The sequence below is a fragment of the Variovorax sp. FG153 genome (genome assembly GCF_057809595.1).
In genome coordinates, this window is sequence record NZ_JBMDKG010000057.1 from 1 (window position 1) to 24,121 (window position 24,121).

General features: G+C 68.1%; 22 protein-coding genes and 1 riboswitch. Of the genes, 11 read left to right on the forward strand and 11 right to left on the reverse strand.

Translation table 11 applies throughout. From position 1 onward, the window contains the following. Positions 1-386: 386 nt before the first annotated feature. Positions 387-551: a hypothetical protein gene (locus ACODT0_RS36745; protein ID WP_489043557.1), complete on the forward strand. Its 165-nt coding sequence runs from the start codon at positions 387-389 to the stop codon at positions 549-551. A 163-nt stretch (positions 552-714) separates the two neighbouring features. Here ACODT0_RS36745 and ACODT0_RS36750 read toward each other — a convergent pair whose 3' ends face one another. From ACODT0_RS36750 to ACODT0_RS36770, 5 genes are all read right to left on the reverse strand, one after another. Next, positions 715-972 carry a hypothetical protein gene (locus ACODT0_RS36750; protein WP_489043558.1) on the reverse strand — a complete coding sequence of 86 codons (258 nt, stop codon included), beginning with the start codon at positions 970-972 and terminating at the stop codon, positions 715-717. A 695-nt stretch (positions 973-1,667) separates the two neighbouring features. Further along, positions 1,668-2,171, reverse strand: a complete 504-nt coding sequence (locus ACODT0_RS36755; protein WP_489043559.1) for a hypothetical protein — start codon at positions 2,169-2,171, stop codon at positions 1,668-1,670. A 46-nt stretch (positions 2,172-2,217) separates the two neighbouring features. Then, entirely contained in the window at positions 2,218-2,508 is a 291-nt protein-coding gene (locus ACODT0_RS36760) for a barstar family protein (RefSeq protein ID WP_489043560.1), read from the reverse strand. Between the two features lie 81 nt (positions 2,509-2,589). Further along, positions 2,590-3,219: a hypothetical protein gene (locus tag ACODT0_RS36765; RefSeq protein WP_489043561.1), complete on the reverse strand. Its 630-nt coding sequence runs from the start codon at positions 3,217-3,219 to the stop codon at positions 2,590-2,592. 113 nt (positions 3,220-3,332) lie between these two features. Continuing rightward, positions 3,333-3,746 carry a hypothetical protein gene (locus ACODT0_RS36770; RefSeq protein WP_489043562.1) on the reverse strand — a complete coding sequence of 138 codons (414 nt, stop codon included), beginning with the start codon at positions 3,744-3,746 and terminating at the stop codon, positions 3,333-3,335. A gap of 84 nt (positions 3,747-3,830) precedes the next feature. On the opposite strand from ACODT0_RS36770, the gene ACODT0_RS36775 reads away from it, so the two are divergent. After that, positions 3,831-3,992, forward strand: a complete 162-nt coding sequence (locus ACODT0_RS36775; RefSeq protein WP_489043563.1) for a hypothetical protein — start codon at positions 3,831-3,833, stop codon at positions 3,990-3,992. A 636-nt stretch (positions 3,993-4,628) separates the two neighbouring features. On the opposite strand, the gene ACODT0_RS36780 is transcribed toward ACODT0_RS36775, so the two are convergent. The 3 genes from ACODT0_RS36780 to ACODT0_RS36790 form a co-directional block, all read right to left on the reverse strand. Further along, complete coding sequence (locus ACODT0_RS36780) at positions 4,629-6,092, reverse strand: tannase/feruloyl esterase family alpha/beta hydrolase (protein WP_489043564.1); 1,464 nt, start codon at positions 6,090-6,092, stop codon at positions 4,629-4,631. Positions 6,093-6,261: 169 nt separating this feature from the next. Further along, positions 6,262-7,890, reverse strand: a complete 1,629-nt coding sequence (locus ACODT0_RS36785) for a thiamine pyrophosphate-binding protein (RefSeq protein ID WP_489043565.1) — start codon at positions 7,888-7,890, stop codon at positions 6,262-6,264. An 18-nt stretch (positions 7,891-7,908) separates the two neighbouring features. Then, positions 7,909-9,147 (reverse strand): MFS transporter, encoded by a 1,239-nt coding sequence (locus ACODT0_RS36790; protein WP_489043566.1) that lies wholly within the window; start codon positions 9,145-9,147, stop codon positions 7,909-7,911. A 144-nt stretch (positions 9,148-9,291) separates the two neighbouring features. Here ACODT0_RS36790 and ACODT0_RS36795 point away from each other — a divergent pair, with 144 nt between their 5' ends. Then, entirely contained in the window at positions 9,292-10,086 is a 795-nt protein-coding gene (locus ACODT0_RS36795; protein ID WP_489043567.1) for an AraC family transcriptional regulator, read from the forward strand. 16 nt (positions 10,087-10,102) lie between these two features. Here ACODT0_RS36795 and ACODT0_RS36800 read toward each other — a convergent pair whose 3' ends face one another. Continuing rightward, complete coding sequence (locus ACODT0_RS36800) at positions 10,103-10,708, reverse strand: class I SAM-dependent methyltransferase (protein WP_479668907.1); 606 nt, start codon at positions 10,706-10,708, stop codon at positions 10,103-10,105. 198 nt (positions 10,709-10,906) lie between these two features. On the opposite strand from ACODT0_RS36800, the gene ACODT0_RS36805 reads away from it, so the two are divergent. The 7 genes from ACODT0_RS36805 to ACODT0_RS36835 all read left to right on the forward strand — a co-directional run bounded on the left by ACODT0_RS36805 (position 10,907) and on the right by ACODT0_RS36835 (position 20,288). After that, positions 10,907-13,138: an ATP-binding protein gene (locus ACODT0_RS36805; RefSeq protein ID WP_489043568.1), complete on the forward strand. Its 2,232-nt coding sequence runs from the start codon at positions 10,907-10,909 to the stop codon at positions 13,136-13,138. Positions 13,139-13,212: 74 nt separating this feature from the next. Further along, positions 13,213-13,470, forward strand: a riboswitch (cobalamin riboswitch). Positions 13,471-13,654: 184 nt separating this feature from the next. Further along, a complete protein-coding gene (locus tag ACODT0_RS36810) occupies positions 13,655-15,733 on the forward strand; it encodes a TonB-dependent siderophore receptor (protein ID WP_489043569.1) in 2,079 nt (692 codons plus the stop codon). 2 nt (positions 15,734-15,735) lie between these two features. Beyond that, positions 15,736-16,647 (forward strand): ABC transporter substrate-binding protein, encoded by a 912-nt coding sequence (locus ACODT0_RS36815; RefSeq protein ID WP_489043570.1) that lies wholly within the window; start codon positions 15,736-15,738, stop codon positions 16,645-16,647. Further along, entirely contained in the window at positions 16,644-17,645 is a 1,002-nt protein-coding gene (locus ACODT0_RS36820; protein ID WP_489043571.1) for a FecCD family ABC transporter permease, read from the forward strand. The genes ACODT0_RS36815 and ACODT0_RS36820 overlap by 4 nt, the downstream gene beginning before the upstream one ends. Next, a complete protein-coding gene (locus ACODT0_RS36825; RefSeq protein WP_489043572.1) occupies positions 17,642-18,382 on the forward strand; it encodes an ABC transporter ATP-binding protein in 741 nt (246 codons plus the stop codon). The genes ACODT0_RS36820 and ACODT0_RS36825 overlap by 4 nt, the downstream gene beginning before the upstream one ends. After that, positions 18,379-19,407, forward strand: a complete 1,029-nt coding sequence (locus ACODT0_RS36830; RefSeq protein WP_489043573.1) for an LLM class flavin-dependent oxidoreductase — start codon at positions 18,379-18,381, stop codon at positions 19,405-19,407. Before ACODT0_RS36825 ends, ACODT0_RS36830 begins: the two co-directional genes overlap by 4 nt. 47 nt (positions 19,408-19,454) lie before the next feature. Continuing rightward, complete coding sequence (locus tag ACODT0_RS36835; RefSeq protein ID WP_489043574.1) at positions 19,455-20,288, forward strand: inositol monophosphatase family protein; 834 nt, start codon at positions 19,455-19,457, stop codon at positions 20,286-20,288. 14 nt (positions 20,289-20,302) lie between these two features. On the opposite strand, the gene ACODT0_RS36840 is transcribed toward ACODT0_RS36835, so the two are convergent. Beyond that, positions 20,303-21,892 (reverse strand): gamma-glutamyltransferase family protein, encoded by a 1,590-nt coding sequence (locus ACODT0_RS36840; protein ID WP_489043575.1) that lies wholly within the window; start codon positions 21,890-21,892, stop codon positions 20,303-20,305. A 206-nt stretch (positions 21,893-22,098) separates the two neighbouring features. On the opposite strand from ACODT0_RS36840, the gene ACODT0_RS36845 reads away from it, so the two are divergent. Further along, a complete protein-coding gene (locus ACODT0_RS36845) occupies positions 22,099-23,073 on the forward strand; it encodes a Bug family tripartite tricarboxylate transporter substrate binding protein (protein ID WP_489043576.1) in 975 nt (324 codons plus the stop codon). Between the two features lie 25 nt (positions 23,074-23,098). Here the strand turns inward: ACODT0_RS36845 and ACODT0_RS36850 are convergent, their stop codons facing one another. Beyond that, positions 23,099-24,112: a rhamnose ABC transporter substrate-binding protein gene (locus ACODT0_RS36850; protein ID WP_413765115.1), complete on the reverse strand. Its 1,014-nt coding sequence runs from the start codon at positions 24,110-24,112 to the stop codon at positions 23,099-23,101. Positions 24,113-24,121 lie beyond the last annotated feature (9 nt).

The following is a 24,121-nucleotide window of genomic DNA, read 5'->3' on the forward strand; positions in this document are numbered from 1 at the left end:
GGCGGCAGAGCTGATCGTCGACATCGCCGTCAAGGCGAGTTCACCGGACGCTTACGGCTATGGGCGAATTGGTCCTGCTCTCGGAATGACGGGTTCTGGCCGACTGTAGCCGGTCGCACCGCCGTCGTGAACGGGCCCTGAGCAGGCTTTTGGATACGGCATCCCACAGCCCGAAAGCCGCCGTTCGCATCGAAAAAGCGTCTTCGCGTGCCGAAGCGTCAGTTCACTCTCGTCACAACCCCTGCATCGAGGTTGATCAACCACTCGGACGTCTCATCGCTGTTCGAGTCGACAGTGATTCGCAGGGTATGGTCAGAAGTCAGATGAACTGCACTCACTGAAGATGCGACCTTGGAGAGCACACCGTCCGAGGGCGGGCGGCCCCGGTGGAAGAACTTCACAAGTCGACCATCGGCACAGAGGCACTGGACGCCTTCTCCAACGCTCACAAACCATCGCTCGTCGGGCGTTATAAGTCCCGCGACGGGATCGCCGTAGTGATCTCCAGCGTCTCGCTTCTTACCATCGCGCTTATCGATGACGACCACTGACTCGTAGCTGTGCGCTAGTACGAAATTCTGAGACTCGGCTAGAGCCCGAAGCGTCGAGTCAGCCATTGGTTCTTCGACCTAGAAGGGGTGGGTGGGCAACGATCCTATCGATCGGCAATCCGAAAGAGGTCGTCGGTGAGTGACAGCTTCTGGCCGAGACGCGTCACGCATCTTCGAGTTCAGCATCTTGGCCTACCTGAAGTCTCGGCAAGTCGTTGGCAGTGGCGAGCATGAACGTGAAGACCGTCATGTCCGGCTGCCCGTCCGCGGTCAGCGCCCGAGGTTGGGATAGATAAGGCTTGATGGGCACTCCACCTAAGCGAGACCTCTCAGATACAGCGAATTCACCCGGTTCGAGTTGTCGCGCAAAGAGCGACACAGGGCGCTGCTGGTGAAAGATGTGTTCGATGCGAAATTTCATCTCGTCCCCTGAGAACGGCCGCTTTTAAGCGCATTCTGCCCCGACCACGAAAGTCTGGTCTTGGCCGGATTCCGCCGGTCGCAACGAATGACGGGAAGTGGCCGACTGTAGCCGGTCACTCAGCCGTCGCGAAGGGGCCCTAAAAGGCTATTGCATGCTTCGAAAGCGTTCACTCATGAAAGCCTTCTGTGTGGCTCCGACTCAGTGCCTCGCCCCCCTATGGATGTAGTTGTCTTCGCAAACAGGACATCCTCGGTTCCACGTGTATAGGGAATGAGCGGCGCAGTATGGTGTGTGCTCTCCTGGAGCAAACGAAGCCACTGTCAGTTTCTCGGTTCCGGCTTCGACGAATGCCGGCAGTCTTCCCAGCTCAACGTGCGCATCCTCCCATCCCAGGGATTGGAAGAGTTCAACCGGCTGACCGGCATCCACTGCTGCGCCTAGCAGTCGGTGAACGTCGATTTCCCTCCATCCGGTCTGGGTGGCCATCCACCTCCGAAACTCTCGCTTAGCGTCCGCGCGAATCTTGGCCCACACCGAGAAAACAGCTATTTCAGTCATGTCTTTGGATCCTCCACGGCTCGACTCAATGGCTGCTCCCGATAGACTGGTTGTGGCCGGATGCTGCCAGAGGACCAAGGTAGGGCCGTGACCGAAGCAGACTTTCGAGGTTGGGCTGCTTCGATGCTCTGCATTCAGGTCTTACCGAACTTCCACCATGGACCTTTGGGCTTCGGAGTGTCTACCTGGTGTGGCTCTGGCGCCGCAGCCCCACCGAGTGACTGCGCACAAATCGAGTTCCACACGACGGCATCCAGCGGCATCACCTTGGACCAATCGATCTTCCCAGTAAACGTCGGGTGGGGCGCGAATCCATAGAACTGGTCCAGGCCACGCTCAACGCCTCGCTCTTTGAGCAGTGCGACGCCTTGGCTCAAGAGGTTTTGCTCTTGCCACTCTCGCGAGTTCATCAACCCAGTGAACTGCTGGAAGCTCTCAGCGACGGAATGAACGCCGCCCTCAAGGACGTCGATCTTCTGCACCTCACCCGTCCTCAATTCAAAGAACAGGTCCCCAAATACAGAGGCCCCGATTGGTCGAATCTGCCCTTTGACCAGCCCGGGCCACTCCAGTAGCAGACTGTTGAAATCGAGTCGCGCTGCATCGACGAAAAGGTCGTCCCAAGTCAATGAATTCATGTTGAAGATCGCGTTCGAATGTCCGCTTCTGGCCGCGTCCCGCCCCCTAGTCATAGGCAACGACAGCGGCATGGGCTGGTAGTTCGGCTCGCATCCTGGCAAAGCACTCACGGAGTTGCTTCGCATCACGCGGATGGCGGTCTGCGAAGTCGGGACAGCCGACAAATCGCAACCGGTGCGGCATGTCTACCAACCCTGTGATTGCGTCCCAGAAAGCGTCCCTGTTCCGGCCGTACCTCCCTGGAAAGCCGAGCGAGGTAATCAGTCGATTCTGAAGTTCAAGTGAACTGCTCACGTCGCTCAGATCTACCGTCACCTCGTCTTTACGTACCACCACGTCGTTCCAATCTCCTCATTTCTTACACGACTGCGAGCCGCTGTCGAAGGTCGGCTTCTGGCCGAGTCGGGCCCGAGACCGCTACGCAGAACTGCGGGCCAGCAATCCAAGCTCTCTTAGGTGCTCAACCGCACGACCCGCTACGCGCTCCTTGTACTTGAAGTCGCCCGAGCGGGAACGCCAGCGGAGTCGGCTCCCGTCGCGTAGGTGAAATGTTAGTTGGTGCTGCCGCGACATGAAGGCCCACTTCAACCCATAAATCCCCGCAAGCCCGAGCAGGCCGACCCGAATGGTCGTGCCCGGCTCAAGGCGGTCCCAGTAGACGCCCAAGTAGTAGAGGATGCCGACCAACAGCAGCAACACCAGGACACCAGCCACGATTCGTACCATTACCAAACCGCTCTTATATTCCACCCGCTCAATATTTGACGCAGGCACGACCTCGATCCTGTACGGAGTCGTCATCGACAGTTGCTTGCGAACCACCCTCAGTCCGTTGGAACCAATGCTCGCTACCTGCCCGATGTGATAGGCATAGTCGTCAGGCAGTGCAAAGATGGCGAAGGTTTGCTCCTCCTCGCGCGGCTTGTTTTCGCTTTCCATGATTCCTCGGCTCTTGAACGAAACGGCCTTGACCGCCAGCGCTTCAATATTAAAGGCTTCCCTGCGGCGATTTTTGGCGCGCATGCCGTTGGTGTACACGCGCTTCAACAGTAGCGGCGGTGATACTGGCGACCGATGTTGGAACCGCGTTGCGAATGACTGCTTTCCCTTGAGTTCTGAGGGCCAAGCGACCGGCTGGTTATGGCTGCAGGCCGCCGATGCTAGCCGCCGGGAACACCGATAGCGCTACGCAGCCTTTCTAGGTCCGGCATGCCGGACTCGACGAAAAAGAGATCCTCGGAGACGCCCCTGAAGTTGTCGGCAATGCCGATAACGAACTCGCGGTCAAACGCCGAGTAAAGCTTTGCCAAGTGCCCGACGATGTGCTCAGCGTCGCCGAACCACCCTTCAGGCTCTGCGCCTGGGTCCGGCAGCGGCAAGTTGACGCCAAGGTCCCAGTCGGGCAAGTCTCCTGGGCGGCTGCCCGGCACGTTTGTCCTCTGATTCACCACGGTTGGCTTGCAGGTGACCCAGCCTGTCGCTGCGGCAAGAACGAGGAGCCTTTCCTCGATGGCCGTGGCGACGTCTTCTAGGTCAGAGCCGTCCACGTACGCATACAGAGTGCGTCGTTGCATGGTTCTACTGGAGGCGGAGTTGGCAGGACTGGTTACGGCCGGCTGCGGCTATATCTCTCCCCGACCTACGGCCAAGGCAATTTGGTGAGCGACGTGCTCCGCGTGTCCGTTCCCTGGGTAGTCATCTGGGACCACTTCAATTACTTCCACTTCGAGGCCGGTTCCGCATTCAGAATTTGCCCGGGCCACGCCGGCAAGTATCTCGGAAACGTGATTCTGCAGGTCGAACCGAATATCGCTTTCTGATCGGTCCATTGCAAGCAACCGAACTACCTTTGGGCCATTTGGCGGTGTCTTCCCAAATCGAACGGAAATCAACACAGATGTTGCGCCGGTCACGTACTGGTAGCGGTAGAAGACCGAGCGTTGGATGCGTGTGACGTCCATTTGGATGTTGCTGCGAATGTCCGGTTCTGGCGATAGCGGAAGTCTAGCCGCGTGCGCATGCTTCCGGTTTCGATGACATGGCCAGGCGCTTACGAGGAGGCAGCTGCGGCAGCGGGTGGGCCGGGCCACAAACTTGCGCCATGACGAACTCTGTCATCGCAATGGCCTTTGCTATCACACAGCACCGTCAATCGCTCGCACTGCGATCCTCGAGAGTGGTTGTGGCGAAGGGGCTGCGCGGAGGGCAATGGACCAGCAACATCCCTGGAAAGTTGACTCTCGGCGCATGAACTTCGAACAACGCTGCGCACGCGATGGTCAAGAACAATGCGCAAGCCATTGAGCTGCGAGCCGATCCATTGCAGCAACTTTGACCACCGACACATGACGGCCGACGCATGTTCCGTTTTTTCGTTCTTTTTCGATATTCGACGAAATTTCGGAACATCCGGCATCGCCGATCTCCGCGCGCCAGGCCCCAGCCGGTGACCCTTCTCAGGGCGCCGCGACGCACCTCCAAGCACTCAAGGCCTGCCCCGTCGGAATCTCCCCCGATGCATTGCGCGCCAGCGAAGGCGCCCCACCCCGCGCCTGGTCGTCGTGCACCCAGCGGTCGAGATCGGCCAGCGCGTTCCAGTTCAACTGCAGCGGCGTGAGACCGAGCCGCTTGAGCACCGCATTCGTGTTGTAGAAACCGTGGCTGTAGTCCTCGACGAAATAGGCGCGCACGGTGTTGCGGATGTCGGCGGCCGCGACCTGTCCGCCCGCGGGCAGGCCGTTCAGCTGCCTGACGAATTCGCCGGCCTGCGTGCAGGGCACGAGGAAGTCGGAGGTGCCCTGGTAGATCACGATCTTCTTGCCCTTGCCGCCCTCCCGCTTCTGCCGTGCCGACATGCGCAGGAAGGGCACGAGCTCGTCGGGCCGCACGTTCCACACCGGGGCCAGCTGGTCGAGCAGACGGTGGTAGCCGTCGTAGTCGGCGCCCGATTCGATCGCGACGTCCGCCAGGTAGCGCGAGGTCGCGCCCATGCCGTCGCTCAGGGTCTGGGGCGACACGTCCTGGCCGAACAGGCTGGTGAGCATGGCGGAGGCGCTGGCCCAGTTGGTCGTCCAGTCGTTGACCGCGTCGGGCACCTGCAAGGTCTTCAGCAGGTTGGTCTCGTCGACCGGCGGCGCGCCCGCGACGACACCGTCATACGCGTCGGGCCAGTTGGCGATGGCCTTGAGCGCCTGCCGGCCACCGGTGGAGATGCCGACGAAGTAGGTGTCGGTGGGTGCCGCGCCGGTGAGCTTCTTCAGCAGGTACAGGCCGACGTCGAGCGATTTCTTGATCGAGTCCTGCCCGAAGTTCTTCACCATCTCCTGCTTGGCGACATCGGCGAGGTTGCGGCCCGGGCGCACGAAGTCGGGATCGAAGGCGCCGTTCGAGCCGTCGGCGCCCGCGTCGCTGAGCACCACGGCGTAGTTGGCCAGCGCCACGCCCTGCAGCGGGAGCGCGAACTGCTGGCTGGTCTGCGTGCCGGCGGCGACCACGTCGGACTTCCAGGCGAAGCCGCCGCCGCCGAGCTGCACGAACTTGCCGTTCCACTGCGCAGGGATGTAGATCTGGTAGTTGATGTCGCGCACGCGGTAGCTCGGGTCCTTCACGGCCGGGTCGACGCCGGCGGGTGAGGTGGGCTGGATCGTGCCCTTGACCAGGCAGTAGGCCGGCAGCGCAAGCCAGACCTGCTGCACGGAAGTGACCTTGAAGCCGCCGGTCTTCGGCGAGGGAAAGCGGCTGCCGCGAAAGCCGTCGAGCACGGCGTCGCCGTACTGCGAACCATCGAGCTGGTTCGAGCAGGTGCGCACGAGGGTGTTGGCAATGTCGGTGGCCGCCTGGGCCCACGAGGCGAGTGCGCCGCAGGCCAGTGTCACGAGCAGCGCGCGGATCCACCGCGCGAGATTCTCTGTCTTGGTCAAGATGTGTCTCCAACGTGTTCGGTTCGAATTCACAAGACCCCACGCCTGAGCCGGAGCGGGGACCACGCCTTCTTCCAGAGGCGGTGAAATTCTTGATCGCGCTGGAATGGACCGCACTATCCCTGCGGCGCCAATCGACTGACTTCGGGCGCTCGTGGCCCGCGCCCTCTCAAGCCTCGCGCCGGATCTGCGGCGCGGGCAATCCCTCGATCATCACGTTGAGGCAGGCGGGCTTGCCGCTGGCGAGCGCGCGCCGTGCCGCGTCGGGCAGCACGTGCGCCTCAGTGACGAGTTCGCCGTGCGCGCCGAAGGCCTGCGCCACCGCGTCGTAGCGCGTGGGCTGCAGCTCGCAACCGATCAGGCGCTCAGGCCCGTAGTCGCGCAGCTGGATCTGGTATTCGGCGTTCCAGCGCGCATCGTTGCCCACCACCGCCACGAAGGGCAGGCGGTGCCGGATGGCGGTGTCGAACTCGGCGATGTGGAAGCCCACGGTGCCGTCGCCCATCACTGCGATCACCGGCGCCTCGGGCTGCGCGCAGCGCGCGCCGAGCGCATAGGCGAGTCCGGCGCCGATCGCGCCCGCCACGCCGTTGTTGACGCGGTGCGGCGCCCTCAGGCAGGCCATGGCCCACTGGCCGATCTCGCCGCCATCGCAGACCAGCACCGACTCGGGATGGCTGTCGAGCAGGGCCTGCAGCGGCCGCAGCATCTGCACCGGGTGCAGGCGCCGCGGCAGCGAGGCGCGTGCGTCGTCCCAGGCCGCTGGGCGGTAGGCCAGCCATGCATGCGCTTCCCGCAGCCACGACGGATCCCGGGCGCGAGCCGCGGCCGCTGTCAGCGCCTGCATCGCGGGCCAGGCATCGGCCTGCGCTTCGGTGCGCAGGCGCTCGCCGAGGGCACGGCGGCTGCGCGCGAGTTCATCCACATCGGCGTCGATCTGGTGGACCTGCGCATCGGCCGCCAACGCGGCACCGAACTTCAGCGTGAAGTCCAGCCGCTTGCCCAGCAGCAGCACGCAGTCCGCGCGCGCCAGCAACTGCGCGAAGGCACCGAGGCTCGCATCGCCGATGCCGCGCGGGCTCTCCATGCCGGCGACCGGCACGCCCGTGGCCTGCTCCAGCGCGGCGATCAGCGTGCGCCCGTCGCGCGTGAGACAGGACGGGCCCGCGAGGATCAGTGGGCGCTCGGCCTCGGCGAGTTGCCGGACCAATTGGGACGCAAGCGCCGGATCCAGCAACAGCGGCTCCGAAGCGAACGCTTCCGGGCCGAAAGCGGGCACGGTGGCCGCGCCCTCGAGCACATCGCTCGGCAGGCTCAGGTGCACCGGGCCGGGCCGCCCCGACTTCGCGATACGGATGGCCTTGGCCACATCGCCCGCCACCGCGTCGGCACTGGCGCAGCACCACGAGGCCTTGCAGACCGGCTCGGCCATGTCGGCCTGGCGCATCTCCTGGAACGCGCCCTGGCCCAACTGGTCGTTGGGCGCATGGCCCGACAGCAGCACCACCGGCGCCTCGGCCATCTGCGCGGTGTAGAGCGCGGCCACGGCGTTCGCATGGCCGGGACCGCCGGTGACGAGCGCGATGCCCACCTCGCCCGACACCCGCGACCAGGCATCGGCCATGTGCACGGTGCTGGCCTCGTGGCGCACGTGCACGAGTTCGATGCCCGAGCCGAAGGCCGCGTCGAACACCGGCATGACATGGTTGCCCGAGAGCGTGAAGATGCGCGCGACGCGGGCCGCGCGCAGGCATTCGATCAGCGCATCGGCGCCGCGAAAGATTCGGGTGGAGGGCATGCGGCGGACAAGGGGGAGCTACGACTTGCGCGATTTTCCGGGCAACAGCGCCGCGACCACGCCGAGCAGCGGCAGGTAGGCGATCGCCTGGTAGACGAAGGCGATGCTGGTGTGGTCGGCCAGCAGGCCCAGCACCGCGGCGCCCAGGCCGCCCATGCCGAAGGCGAAGCCGAAGAACAGCCCCGAGACCATGCCGACCTTGCCCGGCATCAGCTCCTGCGCGTAGACGAGGATGGCCGAGAAGGCCGAGGACAGCACCAGCCCGATGACGATGGTCAGCGTGGTGGTCCAGAACAGGTCCGCGTGCGGCAGCAGCAGCGCGAACGGCGCCACGCCCAGGATCGACACCCAGATCACCGGCTTGCGGCCGATGCGGTCGCCGACCGGCCCGCCGAGCACCGTGCCCACCGCCGAGGCGAACAGGAAGAAGAACAGGTGCAGCTGCGCGCTCTGCACCGTGAGGCCGAAGCGGTCCATCAGGTAGAAGGTGTAGAAGCTGCTGATGCCCGCGACGTAGAAGTACTTCGAGAAGATCAGCACCAGCAGCACCGTGATGGCGCCCAGCACCACCCGACGCGAATAGGGCGACTCGACCGCGCCCTTCTTGCGCACGCCGGCCGTGACGTGATGGAAGGCATACCAGCGGCTCACCTGCAGCAGCAGGCCGATGCCCAGCAGCGCGGCCAGGCCGAACCAGGCCACGCTGTGCTGGCCGAAGGGCACGATGACCGCGGCCGCGAGCAGCGGCCCGATGGCCGTGCCGAGGTTGCCGCCGACCTGGAACACCGACTGCGCGAGCCCGTGCTGCCCGCCCGAGGCGAGCCGCGCGATGCGCGAGGACTCCGGATGGAAGATCGACGAGCCGAGCCCCACGAAGGCCGCGGCCAGCAGCACGATGCCGAAGCTGGGCGCGAACGCCAGCAGCAGCAGGCCGATGAGCGTGGCCGTCATGCCGATGGGCAGCGAGTAGGGCTGCGGGCGTCGGTCGGTGAACAGGCCGATCAGCGGCTGCAGCAGCGAGGCCGTCAGCTGGTAGGTCAGCGTGATCAGGCCGATCTGCGCGAAGCTCAGCGAGAACGCGCCCTTGAGGATCGGGTACATCGCGAGGATCAGCGACTGCATCATGTCGTTGACCATGTGCGCGCTGCTGATGGCGCCCAGGATGCCGAAGGCGGGCTTGGCCTTCGCGGGGCTGGCGGCGGCAACGCTCACTGGCGTGGCCTGGGATTCGAGGGGGGCGGTCGCGGAAGGCGGCATGGGGACTTTCACACTGGGGAGACGGGACCGGCCGGCACGAGGGGCGCGAGTTCGGGAGGAACGGGCCGCCGGCGCCCCGGAATTATGGGAGGATGCGCCTCGCCTGTCTTGCGCCAACCGACCAACACCTTTCGCAAAAAGGACATGAACCTCCCGCGCCGTCCCAAGTCATTGCCCGAGGTGCTGCGCGAGATCGAGGGCGAGTCCTCGCCGATCGCGGGCCGCGCCACCGACTACCCCGCCGGCTGGCACATCCGGTCGCACCAGCACACCAAGCACCAGCTCATCTATGCCCTGCGCGGCGTGATGGTGGTGCAGGCCGAGGCCGGCCGCTGGGTGGTGCCGCCCACGCGCGCCATCTGGATGGCCGCGGGCATGGCGCACGAGATCCGCTGCGTCGGCGAGGTCCACATGCGCAGCCTGCTGGTGAAGCCCGAGGTGGCGCCCCGCACCCTGACGACCACGCAGGCCGTGGGCATCCCGCCGCTGCTGCGCGAACTGATCCGCGCGGCGATGGAGGTGAAGCAGCCCTATGCACCCGGCACCCGCGACGGCCGGCTGATGCGCTTCATCCTCGACGAGCTGCGCGGCCTTCCGGTGCTGCCGCTGCACCTGCAGATGCCCGCCGATCCGCGGCTCTTGCGCATCTGCGAACGGCTGCAGCAGCGCCTGGACGATGCCTCCACGCTGGCCGACTGGGCCGAACGGCTGTCGCTCGACGTGAAGACCATCCAGCGCCTGTTCGCGAAGGAGACCGGCATGACCTTCGGCCAGTGGCGCCAGCAGGCCCGGCTGCTGCGCGCGCTGGAACTGCTGGCCGGCGGCGAGAAGATCATCGACATCGCGCTGCGCCTGGGCTACGACAGCCCCGGCGCCTTCGCCACCATGTTCCGCAAGCACTTCGGGCAGACGCCGAGCCAGTTCTTCGCGGAGCCCTGAGCCGGCGCGCCGCGGGTCAGGCGTCGGCGCACTCCAGCGCGAAGGTCGGCACCTCCGCCTGGCGGCTCAACCACACGCCGCCGCCCATTTCCTTGAAGCCGCGCGTCAGCCCGCGCCGGTACACCTGGGCGCGGTGGCGGAACAGCCGCGGGTCGCTGAGGTCCTCGTCGACCACGTCCTGCTCGAAGTCCTCCTGCGTCACGGCCTCGAGGTAGAGCGCACCCGCGCTGAGCGACCCCAGGTTGCGCAGCGCGCTCTTGAGATCGGAGGGTTCGAGGTAGGCCAGCACGCCCTGGCAGATCACGAGGTCGAAGCGCTCCCTGGCCCGGTAGTCGACCACCGAGCCCCGCTCCCAGCCGTAGCGCTCGCACAGGTACTCGCTGAACTCCACGCCGTGGTAGCTGGCCTTCGGAAAATGCAACGCGATGGCATCGCGCCAGTGGCCGATGCCGCAGCCCATGTCGAGCACGCGCCGCACGGGCACGCGCAGGTACTTGAGGTACGAACAGACGAAGGCCGCGAGGCGCTCGGCGTGCTGCGGGTCGACCACCTTCGTTTTCTTGTCGAAGTAGTAGCGCCGGTAGTAGGCCTCGTCGAAGGTCGCCGCGTCGGCAGATTGCATGCAGGTTGTCTTTCAGGGAGGAAGTGCGGGCCTCCTCGCGAGGCCCGGCGCCATTTTCGCCCCGGAACCCACCCGCCCCCACGGTAAAGCCCGGCCGACGCCCGCCCGGCCTCAGGCAAAATGCCATGTCCCCTCCCCGCGCCCGGCGCGGTCCGCGGCTCCCTCCCCTCACTCAACGCGCAAGACGCCCACCGCCACTTGGAACGGCCGCCCCACCCCACGCCGACGCAGCCCGTCACCCTGGCCAACTGCGAGAGCGAGCCCATCCACATCCCGGGCCTCGTGCAGCACCATGGCGCGCTGTTCGCGTTCGACGCCTCGACCCTCACGCTGACGCGCGTCAGCGCCAACGCCCGTGCGCTGCTCGGCGACACGGCGCCCGCCCTGGGCGAGCGCCTGTCGGCCGGCCACTTCATGGGCGACGCGCTGGTGCACGAGGCGCTGCACGAGGCCAACGGCGTCGCGGTCGATACCGGCGAGGGTTCGCCGATCAACCTCGAGGTGACGCTCGGCGAACGCCGCTTCGACCTGATCCTGCACCGCGTCGGCTACGAGCTGGTGGCCGAGTTCGAGGCCCGCGACGCCACGGCGGACGCGGTGTCGGACTTCGCGCTCAAGGCGCACCGCGCGATGGACCGGCTCAAGCGCCAGGGCTCGATCGACGGCCTGCTCAATCTCTCGGTCGAGGCGGTGCGGCAGCTCACGGGCTTCGACCGCGTGATGGCCTACCGCTTTCGCCACGACGACAGCGGCGAGGTGGTGGCCGAGCGCCGCCACGAGGCGCTCGAGCCCTTCGTGGGCCGCCGCTATCCGGCCGGCGACATCCCGGCGCAGGCGCGCCGGCTCTACGTGATCAACACCCTGCGCCTGATCGCGGACGTGCAGTCCGCGCCGGTCGGCCTCGACGTGGCCGATCCGCAGCTGCCGCCGCTGGACATGAGCCACTGCACGCTGCGCAGCGTGTCGCCGATCCACATCGAGTACCTGCGCAACATGGGCGTGGGCGCGTCGATGAGCATCTCGATCGTCATCAACGGCCAGCTCTGGGGCATGCTGGCCTGCCACCATCGCAGCGCCCACCAGGTGCCCTACGCGATCCGCATGGCCTGCGACGTGCTCGCGCAGGTGCTGGCCTCGAACGTGCAGAGCCTGCTGTCGCGCGAGCAGGCGGGCCGGGCCTCGAGCGCGGCGCAACTGCGCGGCTCGCTGATCGAGGCCGTGCTGCATGCCGAGGACACCTTCAGCGCATTGATCGGCCTGGCGCGCCCGCTGGCCGATGCCTTCGACGCGCAGGCGGCGGTCATCGCCGAGCAGTCGCGGCTGCACGTGGAGGGCGAGATGCCGCGCGAGGCCGCGGCGGCGCTGATCCAGTGGCTCACCGCGTCGACGAACGGCGACGAGATCGTGGCGCTGCACGAGCGCGAGCGGCTGCCCGAGAACCTGCGTTCGCTGGGCGGCGTGTGGTGCGGCTTTCTCGCGCTGCGCTTCGACGCGATCGACAACGGCTGGCTGGTGCTCGCGCGCAAGGAGCAGGTCGAGACCATCAGCTGGGGCGGCAAGCCCGAGAAGCACTACGTGAGCGGCCCGCTCGGCCCCCGGCTCACGCCGCGCGGCTCCTTCGACGTGTGGAAGGAGACGGTGCGCGACACCAGCGTGCCCTGGGGCACCAACGACCTCGACTTCGCGCGCCAGTTGCGCGACGAGCTGATCCGCGCCAGCGCGGCGCGGCTGGCCGACACCTACAAGGCCCGCACCGAGCTGCTGGCCGTGCTCGGCCACGACCTGCGCGATCCGCTGCAGTCGATCACGATGGCGGCCAAGCTGCTCGAGCGCAGCCTGCCCGACGGCAGCAACGCCGGCGCGCGGCTGGGCCAGCGCATCCAGACCTCGAGCAGCCGCATGGCGCGGCTGATCGGCCAGGTGCTCGATGCCTCGCGCCTGCAAAGCGGCATGGGCCTGCAGGTGGTGCCGGCGCAGATCGACCTGGCACGGCTGCTGGAAGACGCGGTCGACGAGTCGCGCACCGCCTACCCCGGCTCGCAGCTCGAGCTGGAGGCGCCCAGCACGCTGCCCGTGCTGGCCGACCCCGACCGCATGGCGCAGCTGGTCGGCAACCTCGTGAGCAATGCGCGCCACCACGGCCTGCCCGGCGAGGCGGTGCGCATCCGGCTCGAGCAGGTCGACACGCACGTGGTGTTCAGCGTGGCCAATCGCGCGCCGCCGATCGATGCCGCGCTGGTGCCCGACCTGTTCAGCGCCTTCAAGCAGCGCAGCGTGCCCAACGAGCGCAACAAGGGCGGACTGGGCCTGGGGCTGCACATCGCGCAGGCCATCGTGCGCTCGCACCGCGGCAGCATCGGCTATGCGCACGACGACGGCTACGTGGTGTTCACGGTGCGGCTGCCACACACGCCCACGCCCGCGCCCTGAGCTTTTCGCGCCGGGCGGCGCAAGACCCGCTCCTATAATCCGCCCCGCCGGCCGATGCAAACGAAAGCATCACCCAAGCCGGCACGCGCGAAGGTGCGCCGGTCCCTCGACCGGCGTTAAACGGGAAGCAGGTGACGGGTCCTCCAGGCCCCAGTCCTGCGCTGCCCCCGCAACGGTCGGCGGATTCGCGGTTCTCACGGTCGATGCCCTCGCGGGCATCGTCAGCCACTGTGCCCCGGCATGGGAAGGCGAGGATCGCGGCAACGGCGCATCTCCCCGATGCACCGCGGCGCTCCGCAAGCCCGGATACCGGCCTTCGCCTCGTTCGGTCGCTGCGGGAGTGCAGGCAAGCCGTATCGGTCACGCATGGGCGCGGGGCCGGTCGCTGGCGGGTCCCCTCGGCGTCCGGTTGTTCTCATGGCCCGCGGGAGCGCGGGCCCGAAGGAAACCCTCGTGCGCAACATCTCCCGGCGCGGCCGCGTCAGACCCCACCAAGCCCTCATCGGATCCGGCGTCATGCTGCTCGCCTCGGTCGCTTCGGCGCAGGACGCCGAAGGCTCGCTGCCGCCCACCACCGTCAGCGACCGCAAGACGATCTCCACCGCCACGCGCCAGGAAGCCGACACGCTGCGCCTGCCCTTCGCCACCTATTCGGTCGAACGCGCGCAGCTCGACGCGGTGGGCGCCGTCACGCTCGAGGACACGCTGCGCAGCGTGCCGGGCCTGCAGTACGGCACGCAGGGCAACTACTACTCGCGCTTCGAGACCCGCGGCCTGCGCGACACGCAGGACGTGCTGGTGCTGATGGACGGCGTGCCGCTGCGCCTGCTGCAGGGCAATGCCGACATCACGCTGATCGCGCCCGACCTGGTCGACCGGCTCGAGTTCATCAAGGGCCCGGCCTCGGCGCTCTACGGCAAGAACGCGATCGGCGGCGTGGCGCAGTTCTTCATGAAGCCCGAGCGCGCGGGCGGCAGCCTCACGGCCACCGTCGGCAGCTACGGCCGCCTCGACGGCAGCCTGCGCTACCGCTGGGACTTCGAGCGCGGCAACCTCTACGTGGGCGTGGCCAACAGCGACTACAACGGCTTCCAGCGCGACGCCGGCCGCGCGCAGTCGGCCCTGCTGGTCGGCGGCGATTTCGCCGTCACGCGCAACTGGACCACCGGCTTCCAGCTCTACGACACGCGCGTGCGCGGCGACCGCGGCTCGATCGTGCCGCTGGTCAACGGCAAGCCGATCTTCGGCATCACCTCGCGCGACAACTACGGCATTCCCGACTCCTACGTCACGGGCGACTACCAGTCCTTCTCGTGGAAGAACCGCTTCGAGCTCGGCGCCGGCTGGTCGATCAATCACCTGAGCAGCTTCGCGCGCTACAACCGCTTCTTCGCCGGCGGCATCACCATCGTTCCGCCGCCCGCGGCCGTGAGCAAGGGCTATTCCGAGAGCTACACCGCCGACCGCGGCGTCTACCACGAGCTCGCCGCCACGCACCTGATGGCGGGCAAGGGCTGGAGCAACGAGTTCCAGGCCGGCTTCAACCTCGAGCGCGGCTGGCAAGGCCTCGACTCGCCGAGCTTCAGCAACGCGCCCACCTACCGCGGGCCGTTCTACGACATCCCCGTGAGCAACGTGCGCAACGATCCGCGCGGCGTGCGCGGCAGCATCACCTCCTCGCGCTTCGACCAGGAGGTGCGCAGCGTCTACCTGCAGGACCGCTTCGAGTACGGCCCGGTCGGCTTCACGCTGGGCGTGCGCCACGACCGCTTCGAGCAGACGCTCGGCCGCACGGGCACGCAGGTGATCTCGGCGCAGGAAGGCAGCCACACCAGCCCGCGCGCCGGCGTGGACTGGCTGTTCCTGCAGGGCGATGCCTCCTCGCACGCCGTGTTCGCGAACTGGAGCGAAGGCTTCCGGCCGCAGGCGGTGGCGCTCAACACGCGCGGCGGCGTGGTGGTGCCCGACATCCTGCGGCCCGAGATCACGCGCAGCAAGGAAGTGGGCCTGAAGGGCCGCGCGGCGGACGACCGCTGGAGCTACCAGCTCAGCCTGTTCGAGGCCGAGAAGATCGACGGCCAGCGCTCCTACCGCAACGGCCCCGACTCCTTCGTCTTCAGCAACGCGACCTCGCGCACCAAGGGCATCGAAACCCAGTTGCAGTTCCAGCTCTCGCCGCGCTGGAACGGCTACCTGCACTACACCTGGCAGGACGCGCGGCTCAAGGACTTCCAGACCTACACCGACAGCGGCGCGCGCAGCACCAACTTCGGCGGCTATCGCGTGCGCATGTCGGCCCACAACATCGCCGGCGCGGGCCTGACCTATGCGCACGGCGCCTGGGCCGTGACCGGCACCGCGAGCTACGTGGGCAGCCGCTACCTCCGCGACAATGCGGTCAATCCGCAGAAGCTGCCCGGCTACCTGCTGCTCAACGTCGCCGTGGCCTACCGCGTCAATCCTTCGCTCACACTGCAGGCCGGAGTGAACAACCTGACGAACAAGTACTACATCGCCGACGACCTGTCGGCGCAGGAAGCCGGCAACGCCGGCGCACCGAGGACGGTGTTCGCCCGCGCGCGCTACACCTTCTGAGCGTGAACCGGCGCGACGCGATCCTCGGCATGGTGTGCATGACGGCCGTTCTGCCCGCGGGCGCCGAGGAGGCGCCGTCGGCCGGCTTCCCGCGCGAGCTCGTCGATGCGCTGGGCCGGCGCGTGGTCGTGCCGCGCGCGCCGCAACGCATCGTGGTGGTGTTCCCGAGCAACGTGGAGCTGGCCTGGGCGCTGGGCCTGGCCGACCGGGTGGTGGCCATCGGCGGGCGCGTGCGCTGGCCCGAGGATGTGCGCAGCAAGCCCAGCATCGGCGGCGCGCTCGGCTACTCGGCCGAGGCGGTGGCCGCCTTCCAGCCCGACCTGCTCGTGGTCACGCCCTCGCACCATTCGGCGCTGTCGCTGGTCGATGCCTTCGACCGCGCGAAGCTTCCCTGCGTGGTGCTCGCGCATCCGGACCTGCCCTCGGTGTTCCGCAACATCGACCTGCTCGGGCGCGCGACGGGTGCCGACGAACAGGCCCGCCGGGTGCGCGAAGACATGCAGGCGCGGCTGGCCGCGATCGAACGCCGGCTCGACGGCGCGCCGCGCCGCAGCGTCTATTTCGAGACCGCCGCCGCCGCGCGCGGTGCCTTCCAGACCGTGGGCACGGGCCACTATGCCAACGACGCGCTGGGCTGGGCCGGCGGGCGCAACGTGTTCGCCGACCTCCAGGGCGCGGCCCAGGTCAGCGCCGAGGCGATCTTCGCGCGCGACCCCGACGTAATCGTCTCGCTGCAACAGGTGCCGCGCGATCCGGCGCTGATCGGCCAGCGCCCCGGCTGGCACACGCTGCGCGCCGTGCGCACGAACCGCGTGGTCGTGCTCGAGCGCGGCCACAAGCTGATTCCCGGCCCGCGCCAGATCGAGGCCGTCGAGCAGTACGCGCGCGCGCTGCATCCGGAGCGCTTCGCATGAGGCACGCCGCCGACGGCCGACGCGCATCGGCGACCACGGTGTGGCTCGTGCTGCTCCTGCTGCTGGCCGCGGCCGTGGCGCTGGCGCTGAGCGTGGGCGCCGCCACGGTCTGGCCCACCCAGTGGTGGGGCACCGGCACCCTGCAGGCCGAACTCGTGCGCGTGTGGCGCGCGCCGCGCGTGGCCGGGGCCTTCTTCGTCGGTGCCTGCCTGTCGCTGGCGGGCCTGGTGTTCCAGGGCGTGTTCCGCAACCCGCTGGCCGAACCCTACCTGCTCGGCAGCGCCAGCGGCGCGGCCGTGGGCGCCGCGGTCTCGCTGCTGCTGCCGGCGCTGGTGCCCACCGCGCTGAGCCTGCCGGTGCTGGCCTTCGCGGGCGCCTGGGGCGCGAGCTGGCTGGTGCTGCTGGCCGGCAGGCTCGGCGGTGGCTGGCAAAGCAACCGCCTGCTGCTCGCGGGCGTCGGCCTGGCCGCGATCCTGGCCGCCCTGCGCAGCCTCATCGTGATCGTGTTCGGCGACGAGTCGACCAACCTGCGCGCCATCATCTCGTGGCAGCTCGGCGGCGTGCAGACGCCCACGAGCGCCGAGATCGCCGTGCTCGCGCCCGTGCTGCTGGTGCTGGTGCTGCTGGTGCGCGCCCTGGGCCGCGGCCTCGACGCGCTCGGCCTGGGCGAGGACACGGCCCATGCGATGGGCGTGCGCGCCGCCTCCTTCTCGGCGCGTGCCGTGCTCGTGGCCTCGCTCGCGACGGCGCTGGCCGTGAGCTGGGGCGGCCTGATCGGCTTCGTGGGCCTGATCGTGCCGCACGTGATGCGCTGGTGGATCGGCCCGCTGCATGCGCGGCTCACCGTGCCCTGCGCCATCGCGGGCGGCGCCCTCATGGTGCTGGTGGATGCGCTGGCGCGCTCGGCCATGGCTCCGAGCGAGATCCCCGCTGGCCTGCTGACGGCGCTGATCGGCGGCCCCTTCTTCCTCGCGCTGCTGCTGTGGAGGCGCGGATGACAGCCGACGCCCTGCGCCTCGAAGGCCTGCGGGTGCAGGCCTCGGGCCGTACCCTGCTCGACGGCATCGACCTCGCGATCCCCGAGCGCGGCCTGTTCGGCATCGTCGGCCCCAATGGCTCGGGCAAGACCACGCTGCTGCGTGCCGCGCTCGGGCTGGTGCGTCCGCGCGAGGGCCGCATCGCGCTGCTCGGGCGCGCGCTCGACCAGTGGAAACCGGCCGAGCTCGCGCGCCACATCGGCTATGTCGCGCAGCACGGCGAGAGCCATTGGGACCTGACGGTGCGCGAGATGCTGCAGCTGCAGCGCCCGGGCCGCCCGCCCGATCCCGCGCTGGTCGCGCGCTTCGAGCTCGACGCGCTGATCGACCGCCGCCATGCCTCGCTGTCGGGCGGCGAGCGCGCCCGCGTCGGCGTGGCGCGCGCGCTCGCGCACGACCCGCGCCTGCTTGTGGCCGACGAGCCCGCGGCCCACCTCGACATTCCGCACCATCACCGCCTGATGGCCCTGCTGCGCGACAGCGCCCGTACGCGCGCCGTGCTCGTGGTGCTGCACGACCTGCATGTCGCCAGCACCTGGTGCGACCGGCTCGCGCTGCTCGGCCAGGGCCGGCTGGTGGCGACCGGAACGCCGGCCGAAGTGCTGAGCGACGAATGCCTGGCGCAGGCCTACGGCCCCGGCATCGCCGCCTTCTCGAGCGGCGGCCTGCGCTTCTTCACGGCCGCTCCCGCGCCATGACCGCACGCGCGCTGCGCATCGACCTGGCAGGTTGGTCGCGCGAGGCCACGCTCGGCCCGTCGCGCGAGTTCTTCGCGTTCTTCGAGGAAGCCGAGCGGCTGGGCTTCGACGGCGCCTGGTTCCACGAATTCCGCCTGCTCGCCGAAGGCGGCCCCTATCCCTCGCCGCTGCTGCTGGCCGCCGCGCTGCTCTCGCGCACCGAACGGCTGCGCATCGGCATCTCCGCGCTGGTGGTGCCGCTGCACCATCCGCTGCTGCTGGCCGAGGAGATCGCACAACTGGCGCTGCAGAGCGAAGGCCGCTTCGACGCGGGACTCGGGCGTGGCACCGATGCATCGACCCTGCGCGCGCTAGAGATCGATCCGCAGCAGACGCGCGAGCGCTTCGCGCAGGGCTGCCGCCTGGTGATCGCGGCCTTGCGCGGCGAGAGCGTGTCGTCGAGCGACGGCCCCTGGCGCTTCGATGCGCAGCAGATCCGCCACCTCTCGACCTCGGCACCGCCGCTGTACATCGCGGGCTCGACCGAGGAGACGATGCGCTTCGCCGTCACGGAGGACCTGCCGCTGCTGCTGAGCCTCGAGCCACCCGAGCCGGCGCAGCTCGCGCATGTGGAGGCGGCCTTCGCTTCGCTCGATGCTGAAGCGGTGGCACCGCGACGTGCCTCCTTCCTCGCGCGTTCCTCGCTGTCGCGCTACGTCTGTATCGGCGCGACCCCGGTCGAGGCGCGTCGGCAGTTCCACGCGCTGCTGCCCCTGCTCCATCGCCGGCGCGAGCATTTCGCGATCCTGCGCGGGCAGGCCCCTGGCACCTTGGCGATGCGCGATCCTGCCGAGGTGCTGCGCTCGCAGGCGATCGTCGGCGATCCGGCTTCGTGCCTGGAACAGATACAGACCCTCGTCGCGCGCACCGGCATCCGGCAACTGCGCTGCGTCTTCAATGGCAACGGCGTGATCGATCGCGCGGTGGCGATGCGCGGGATGCGGCTGTTCGCGCAAGAGGTGTTGCCGGAACTCAAGCGGGGCTGAAGGAACCGCCTTATCCTCCCCGCGAGCCCACTCCTTCGGTACCTCGCATGTCCGCTTCGCTTTTCACCTCCGACGACCTCGCGTTCCTGGGATCGCTTCTCGCCACTGCCGCGCGCGAAGAAATCATGCCGCGCTTCCGCACGCTCCACACCGTCGACCGCCGGCGCAAGACCTCGTCCTTCGACATCGTGACCGACGCCGACGAGGCCTGCGAGGCCGCGGTGCTCGCCGGCTTGCGCACGCGCCACCCCGAGGCCGTGCTGATCGGCGAGGAGGCCTGCGCGCGCGAGCCCGCATTGCTCGAGGCCATCGACGACGCCGAGCTCGCATTCATCGTCGATCCGCTCGACGGCACCAAGAACTTCGCGAGTGGCCTGCCTTTGTTCGGCACCATGGCGTCGGTGACCGCGCGGGGCGAGGTGATCGCGGCGGCGATCCACGACCCGGTGCGCGCAGACACGGCCTTCGCGATCCGTGGCGGCGGCGCGTGGATCGAATCGGCCTCGGGCGCAAGGCATCCATTGCAGGTCGCGCCCGCGGTGCCCGTCGAGAAGATGGAAGCCATCGTCGGCACGAACTTCCTGCCCGAGCCTCTGCGCAGCGAAGTCAACGCACGGTTGTCGCGCCTGGGCATGACCAACTGGTTCCGCTGCGCCGCGCACGAATATCGGCTCGCGGCCGCGGGCGACATCGACGCCCTGTTCTACAACAAGCTCATGCCCTGGGACCATGCGGCGGGCTGGCTGCTGCATCGCGAGGCGGGCGGCTACGCGGCGCATCACGACGGCTCGGCATACCGGCCCGCGCACCGGACCGGCGGGCTGATCTGCACCGCCGATCGCGCGAGCTTCGACGCGGTGCGCGCGGCCTTGCTGGGCTGACTCGTGTCCGACGCTCAGTAGCCAACGGCCAGGCCGTCACGCCGCCCGTCGGAGGCGGCGATGTAGAAATGTTCGCCGCCGCGCTGCACCAGTTGCGCGGCACCGAAATCCAGATGCCCGGTCGGCAGTATCTGGACGGCATGCCCCCGGGTCCGCAGCCCTTCGGCGACTTCCGCGGGCATGTGCGCTTCGAGCTTCACGCTGCCGTCGAGCGGCGAGACCATGAACCGCGGCGCGTCGTTCATGGCCTGCGGGTTCTGGGAGAAGTCCGCGAGCCTGCACATCATCTGTACATGGCCCTGCGCCTGCATGAACCCACCCATGACGCCGAAGGCCATCACGGGCTGGTGGTCGGGGCCGGTCACGAAGCCGGGAATGATCGTGTGCAGGGGCTTCTTGCCGGGCCCCACTTCATTGGGATGTCCCGGCACGAGGCTGAAGTTCCATCCTCGGTTGTGCAGCGAGATTCCCGTGCCGGGCACGACGATGCCCGAGCCGAAGGCGTAGTAGTTCGACTGGATGAACGAGACCATCATGCCGGCCGCGTCGGCCGCGGCCAGGTACACGGTGCCGCCGGCCCTGGGCGTTCCGGCCCGCGGCCGGCCCGCGCGCGTGGGATCGATGGCAGCGGCGCGTGCGGCCAGGTAGTCGGGGTCGAGCAGCGCACTCGCACTGACCTTCATCGAGCGCGGATCGGCGACATGTGCGTGCAGATCGGAGAAGGCCAGCTTCATGGCCTCGATCTGCAGATGCAGCGTCGCTGCGGTATCGAGGCCACTGGCCCGCAGATCGAAATGCCGCAGCATGCCCAGCGCCACCTGGGCCGCGATGCCCTGGCCATTGGGCGGAATCTCGTGCAGCGTGAAGTCGCGGTAGCGCAAGGCCAGCGGCTGGACCCATTCCACCCGATGCGCGGCCAGGTCCTCGGCGCTCAGTGCGCCGCCGTGGGCCTCGGAATGCTGGAGCATCCGTTGGGCCAGTTCGCCGCGATAGAACGATTCGCCACGGCTCTGCGCAATCTCGGCAAGCGTGCGGGCCTGATCGGCGAAGCGCCAGAGCTCGCCCGCTCGCGGCGCCCGCCCGCCCGGCAGAAAGGCATCGGCAAAGCCGGGCTGGTCGGCCACCAGGGCGGCGAGCTGGGGCCAGACCGAGGCGATCACCGGCGACACGGGAAACCCCTCCCGCGCGTAACGAATCGCCGGTTCGAACAGGCGTTCGAACGGCAGCACGCCGAAGCGCTCCGACAACGCCAGCCATCCGGCCACCTGGCCGGGTACCGTGACCGAATCCCAACCGACGCGCGGCATCTCTGTGCGGCCCGCAAAACGCGAGGGACACCAGGCTGCGGGTGCCGCGCCGGTGGCATTGAGGCCATGGAGTTCATGGCCGTCCCAGACCAGCGCGTACATGTCGCCGCCGATGCCGTTCATGATGGGCTCGACCACCGTCAATGCAATGGCCGTCGCCAACGCGGCATCGACGGCATTGCCTCCGATCTGCATCATCGAAAGCCCTGCCTGCGCGGCCAACGGTTGCGAGGTCGAGACCACGTTGCGTGCCAGGGTCGGCATGCGATGCGATGCGTAGGGAAGTGACCAATCCATGGTGTGAAGCCGATGCGAAGAGAAGTTCAGCGTAGCTTCCAGCCATTGCGTTGACAACAAGATCGGGCCGGTATCCGGGGCCGCGGCGCGATGTTTGCCAGTTTTCGATAGTGCGGGGCGCGGGCGCGACCTTAGCCTTCGATCACGGCACCGGCAGTTCGCCGTGTCGACCTTCGGTCCATCCACCTGTCGTGGGGAGTAGAGCCATGAGATTTCATTCACGCCTGTTGCGAGCGCTTCTTCTCTCCGCGCTCACGTGGGCGACGGTCACCGCGTCCCATGCGCAATCCGGCGAGGGGCCCCTGCGCATCGTGGTGGGATTCCCGGCCGGCGGATCGGCCGACACCATCGCACGCCTGCTGGCCGACAAGTTGCGCCTGGACTTCCAGCGGCCCGTGCTCGTCGACAACCGCCCGGGTGCCGGCGGCCGCATCGCGGCGATGGCGCTCAAGGGTCTTCCTCGGGATGGCTCGGTCGTGATGCTCGCGCCGGACGCGCTGGTCACGACGAACCCGCTGGTCTTCAGGAAGCCCGGCTACGAAGTGGCGGACCTGGTGCCGATCTCCCTTGTCGCCGAGTTCGCCTTCGCGTTCGCCACCGGCGCGGAGACGGGCGCGAAGAGCTTTCCCGAATACGTCGCATGGGCACGCGCCAATCGCCCGCGCGCGGACTTCGGCTCGCCGGCACCGGGCAGCCCCTTGCACTTCATCGGCCTGATGGTGGGCAAGGACATCGGCGTCGACCTCGTTCATGTGCCGTTTCAAGGCGGACCGCCGCTGCTGACGGCCATGATCGGCGGCCACGTGTCGGCGGGCATCAACACCCTGACCGACATGCTCGAGATGCATCGCAACGGCCGGGTGCGAATCCTCGCGGTGCCGGGCAACACGCGCGACCCGCGGATTCCCGACGTGCCGACGTTCTTCGAGCTGGGGTTCAAGCAGGTCGTCGCGCGCGGCTTCTTCGGCCTCTATGCACCGGCCGGCACGTCGGCCGCCTCGGTCGAGCGCTGGAATGCCGCGATGCGCCGCGTGCTGGTCCTGCCCGAGGTGCGGCAGCGATTGGGCGAGCTCGCCTTCGACCCCAAGCCCAGCTCGCCCGAGGAGCTCGCGAAGAAGGCGAAGGACGAGACCGCCATCTGGGCGCCGGTGATCAAGGCCTCGGGCTTCTCGATGGATTGACGGCGCCCACCGCGGCCGGACCGGCTCAGAACTTGAACTTCTGCAGGTTCTTCGGCGTCACGATCTCGGCCTCTCCCAGCACGATCTCGCCGTTGTCGAGGATGGTGTAGCTGCCCAGGCGGCCCGCCGTGAAGCTCTCGCCCTTCTTGCCGGTGATCTTGCACTGGGCCAGTTGCTGTGCGGCGTGGTAGGCGAGATAGCCGAGGTCGCTCACGTTCCACCAGATGTCCTGCGCGGAGCCGGCTTCGATGTACTTCTTCATGAAGGTCGCGGGTGCGACGCCCGTGAGCTTGATCTTCTGGATGCCGCCCGATTGCTCGAGCGCGCGCGCCGCCGCCGGCAGGCCGATGCCCGCCGGCACCAGGATGCCCTTGAGGTTCGGGAAGGCCTCGGCCAGTGCCAGCGCCTGTTGCTGGTTGATCTGCTCGCTCTCCTCGCCGTAGGCCACCTGCACCAGCTTCATCTGCGCGAACTTGGGATTGTTCGCGAGTTGCGCTTTCATCACGGAGATCCACGTGTTCTGGTTGGTCGCGGTGGGCGTGCTCGACAGGATCGCGAACTCGCCGCTGTAGCCGATCAACGCGCCCATGCTGTCGAGCATCTGCAGCGCCAGGCTGTCGGAACGCGCCTGGTTGATGAACAGCGTGCGCGCCTCCTTGGTCGCATCGGAGTCGTAGGTCATCACGCGCACGCCCTGGGCACGCGCGCGCCGCAGCGCCGGTGCCAGCGCGTTCGCGTCGGTGCTGGAGACCACGAGCACGTCGACCTTCTGCGCCACCAGCGCATTCACGAACTCGATCTGCGCATCGGCCGTGGCGGTCGAGGGCGCCTGCTGAATCAGCTTGCCGCCGATCTCCTTCTGCGCCTCGAGCGCACCCTGGCGCGCCACATGGAAGTAGGGGTCCGTGTCCATCTTCGGCAGGAAGCCGATGGTGCCCGGCGCCTTCAGGCACGCGGGGTCGGCCGCCGAGGCCGGCAGGGCCGCGGCCATGCAGCCGCAGGCGATCAGGCAGCAAGCGAGGGTCTTCTTCAGTGTCATGGTTGTCTC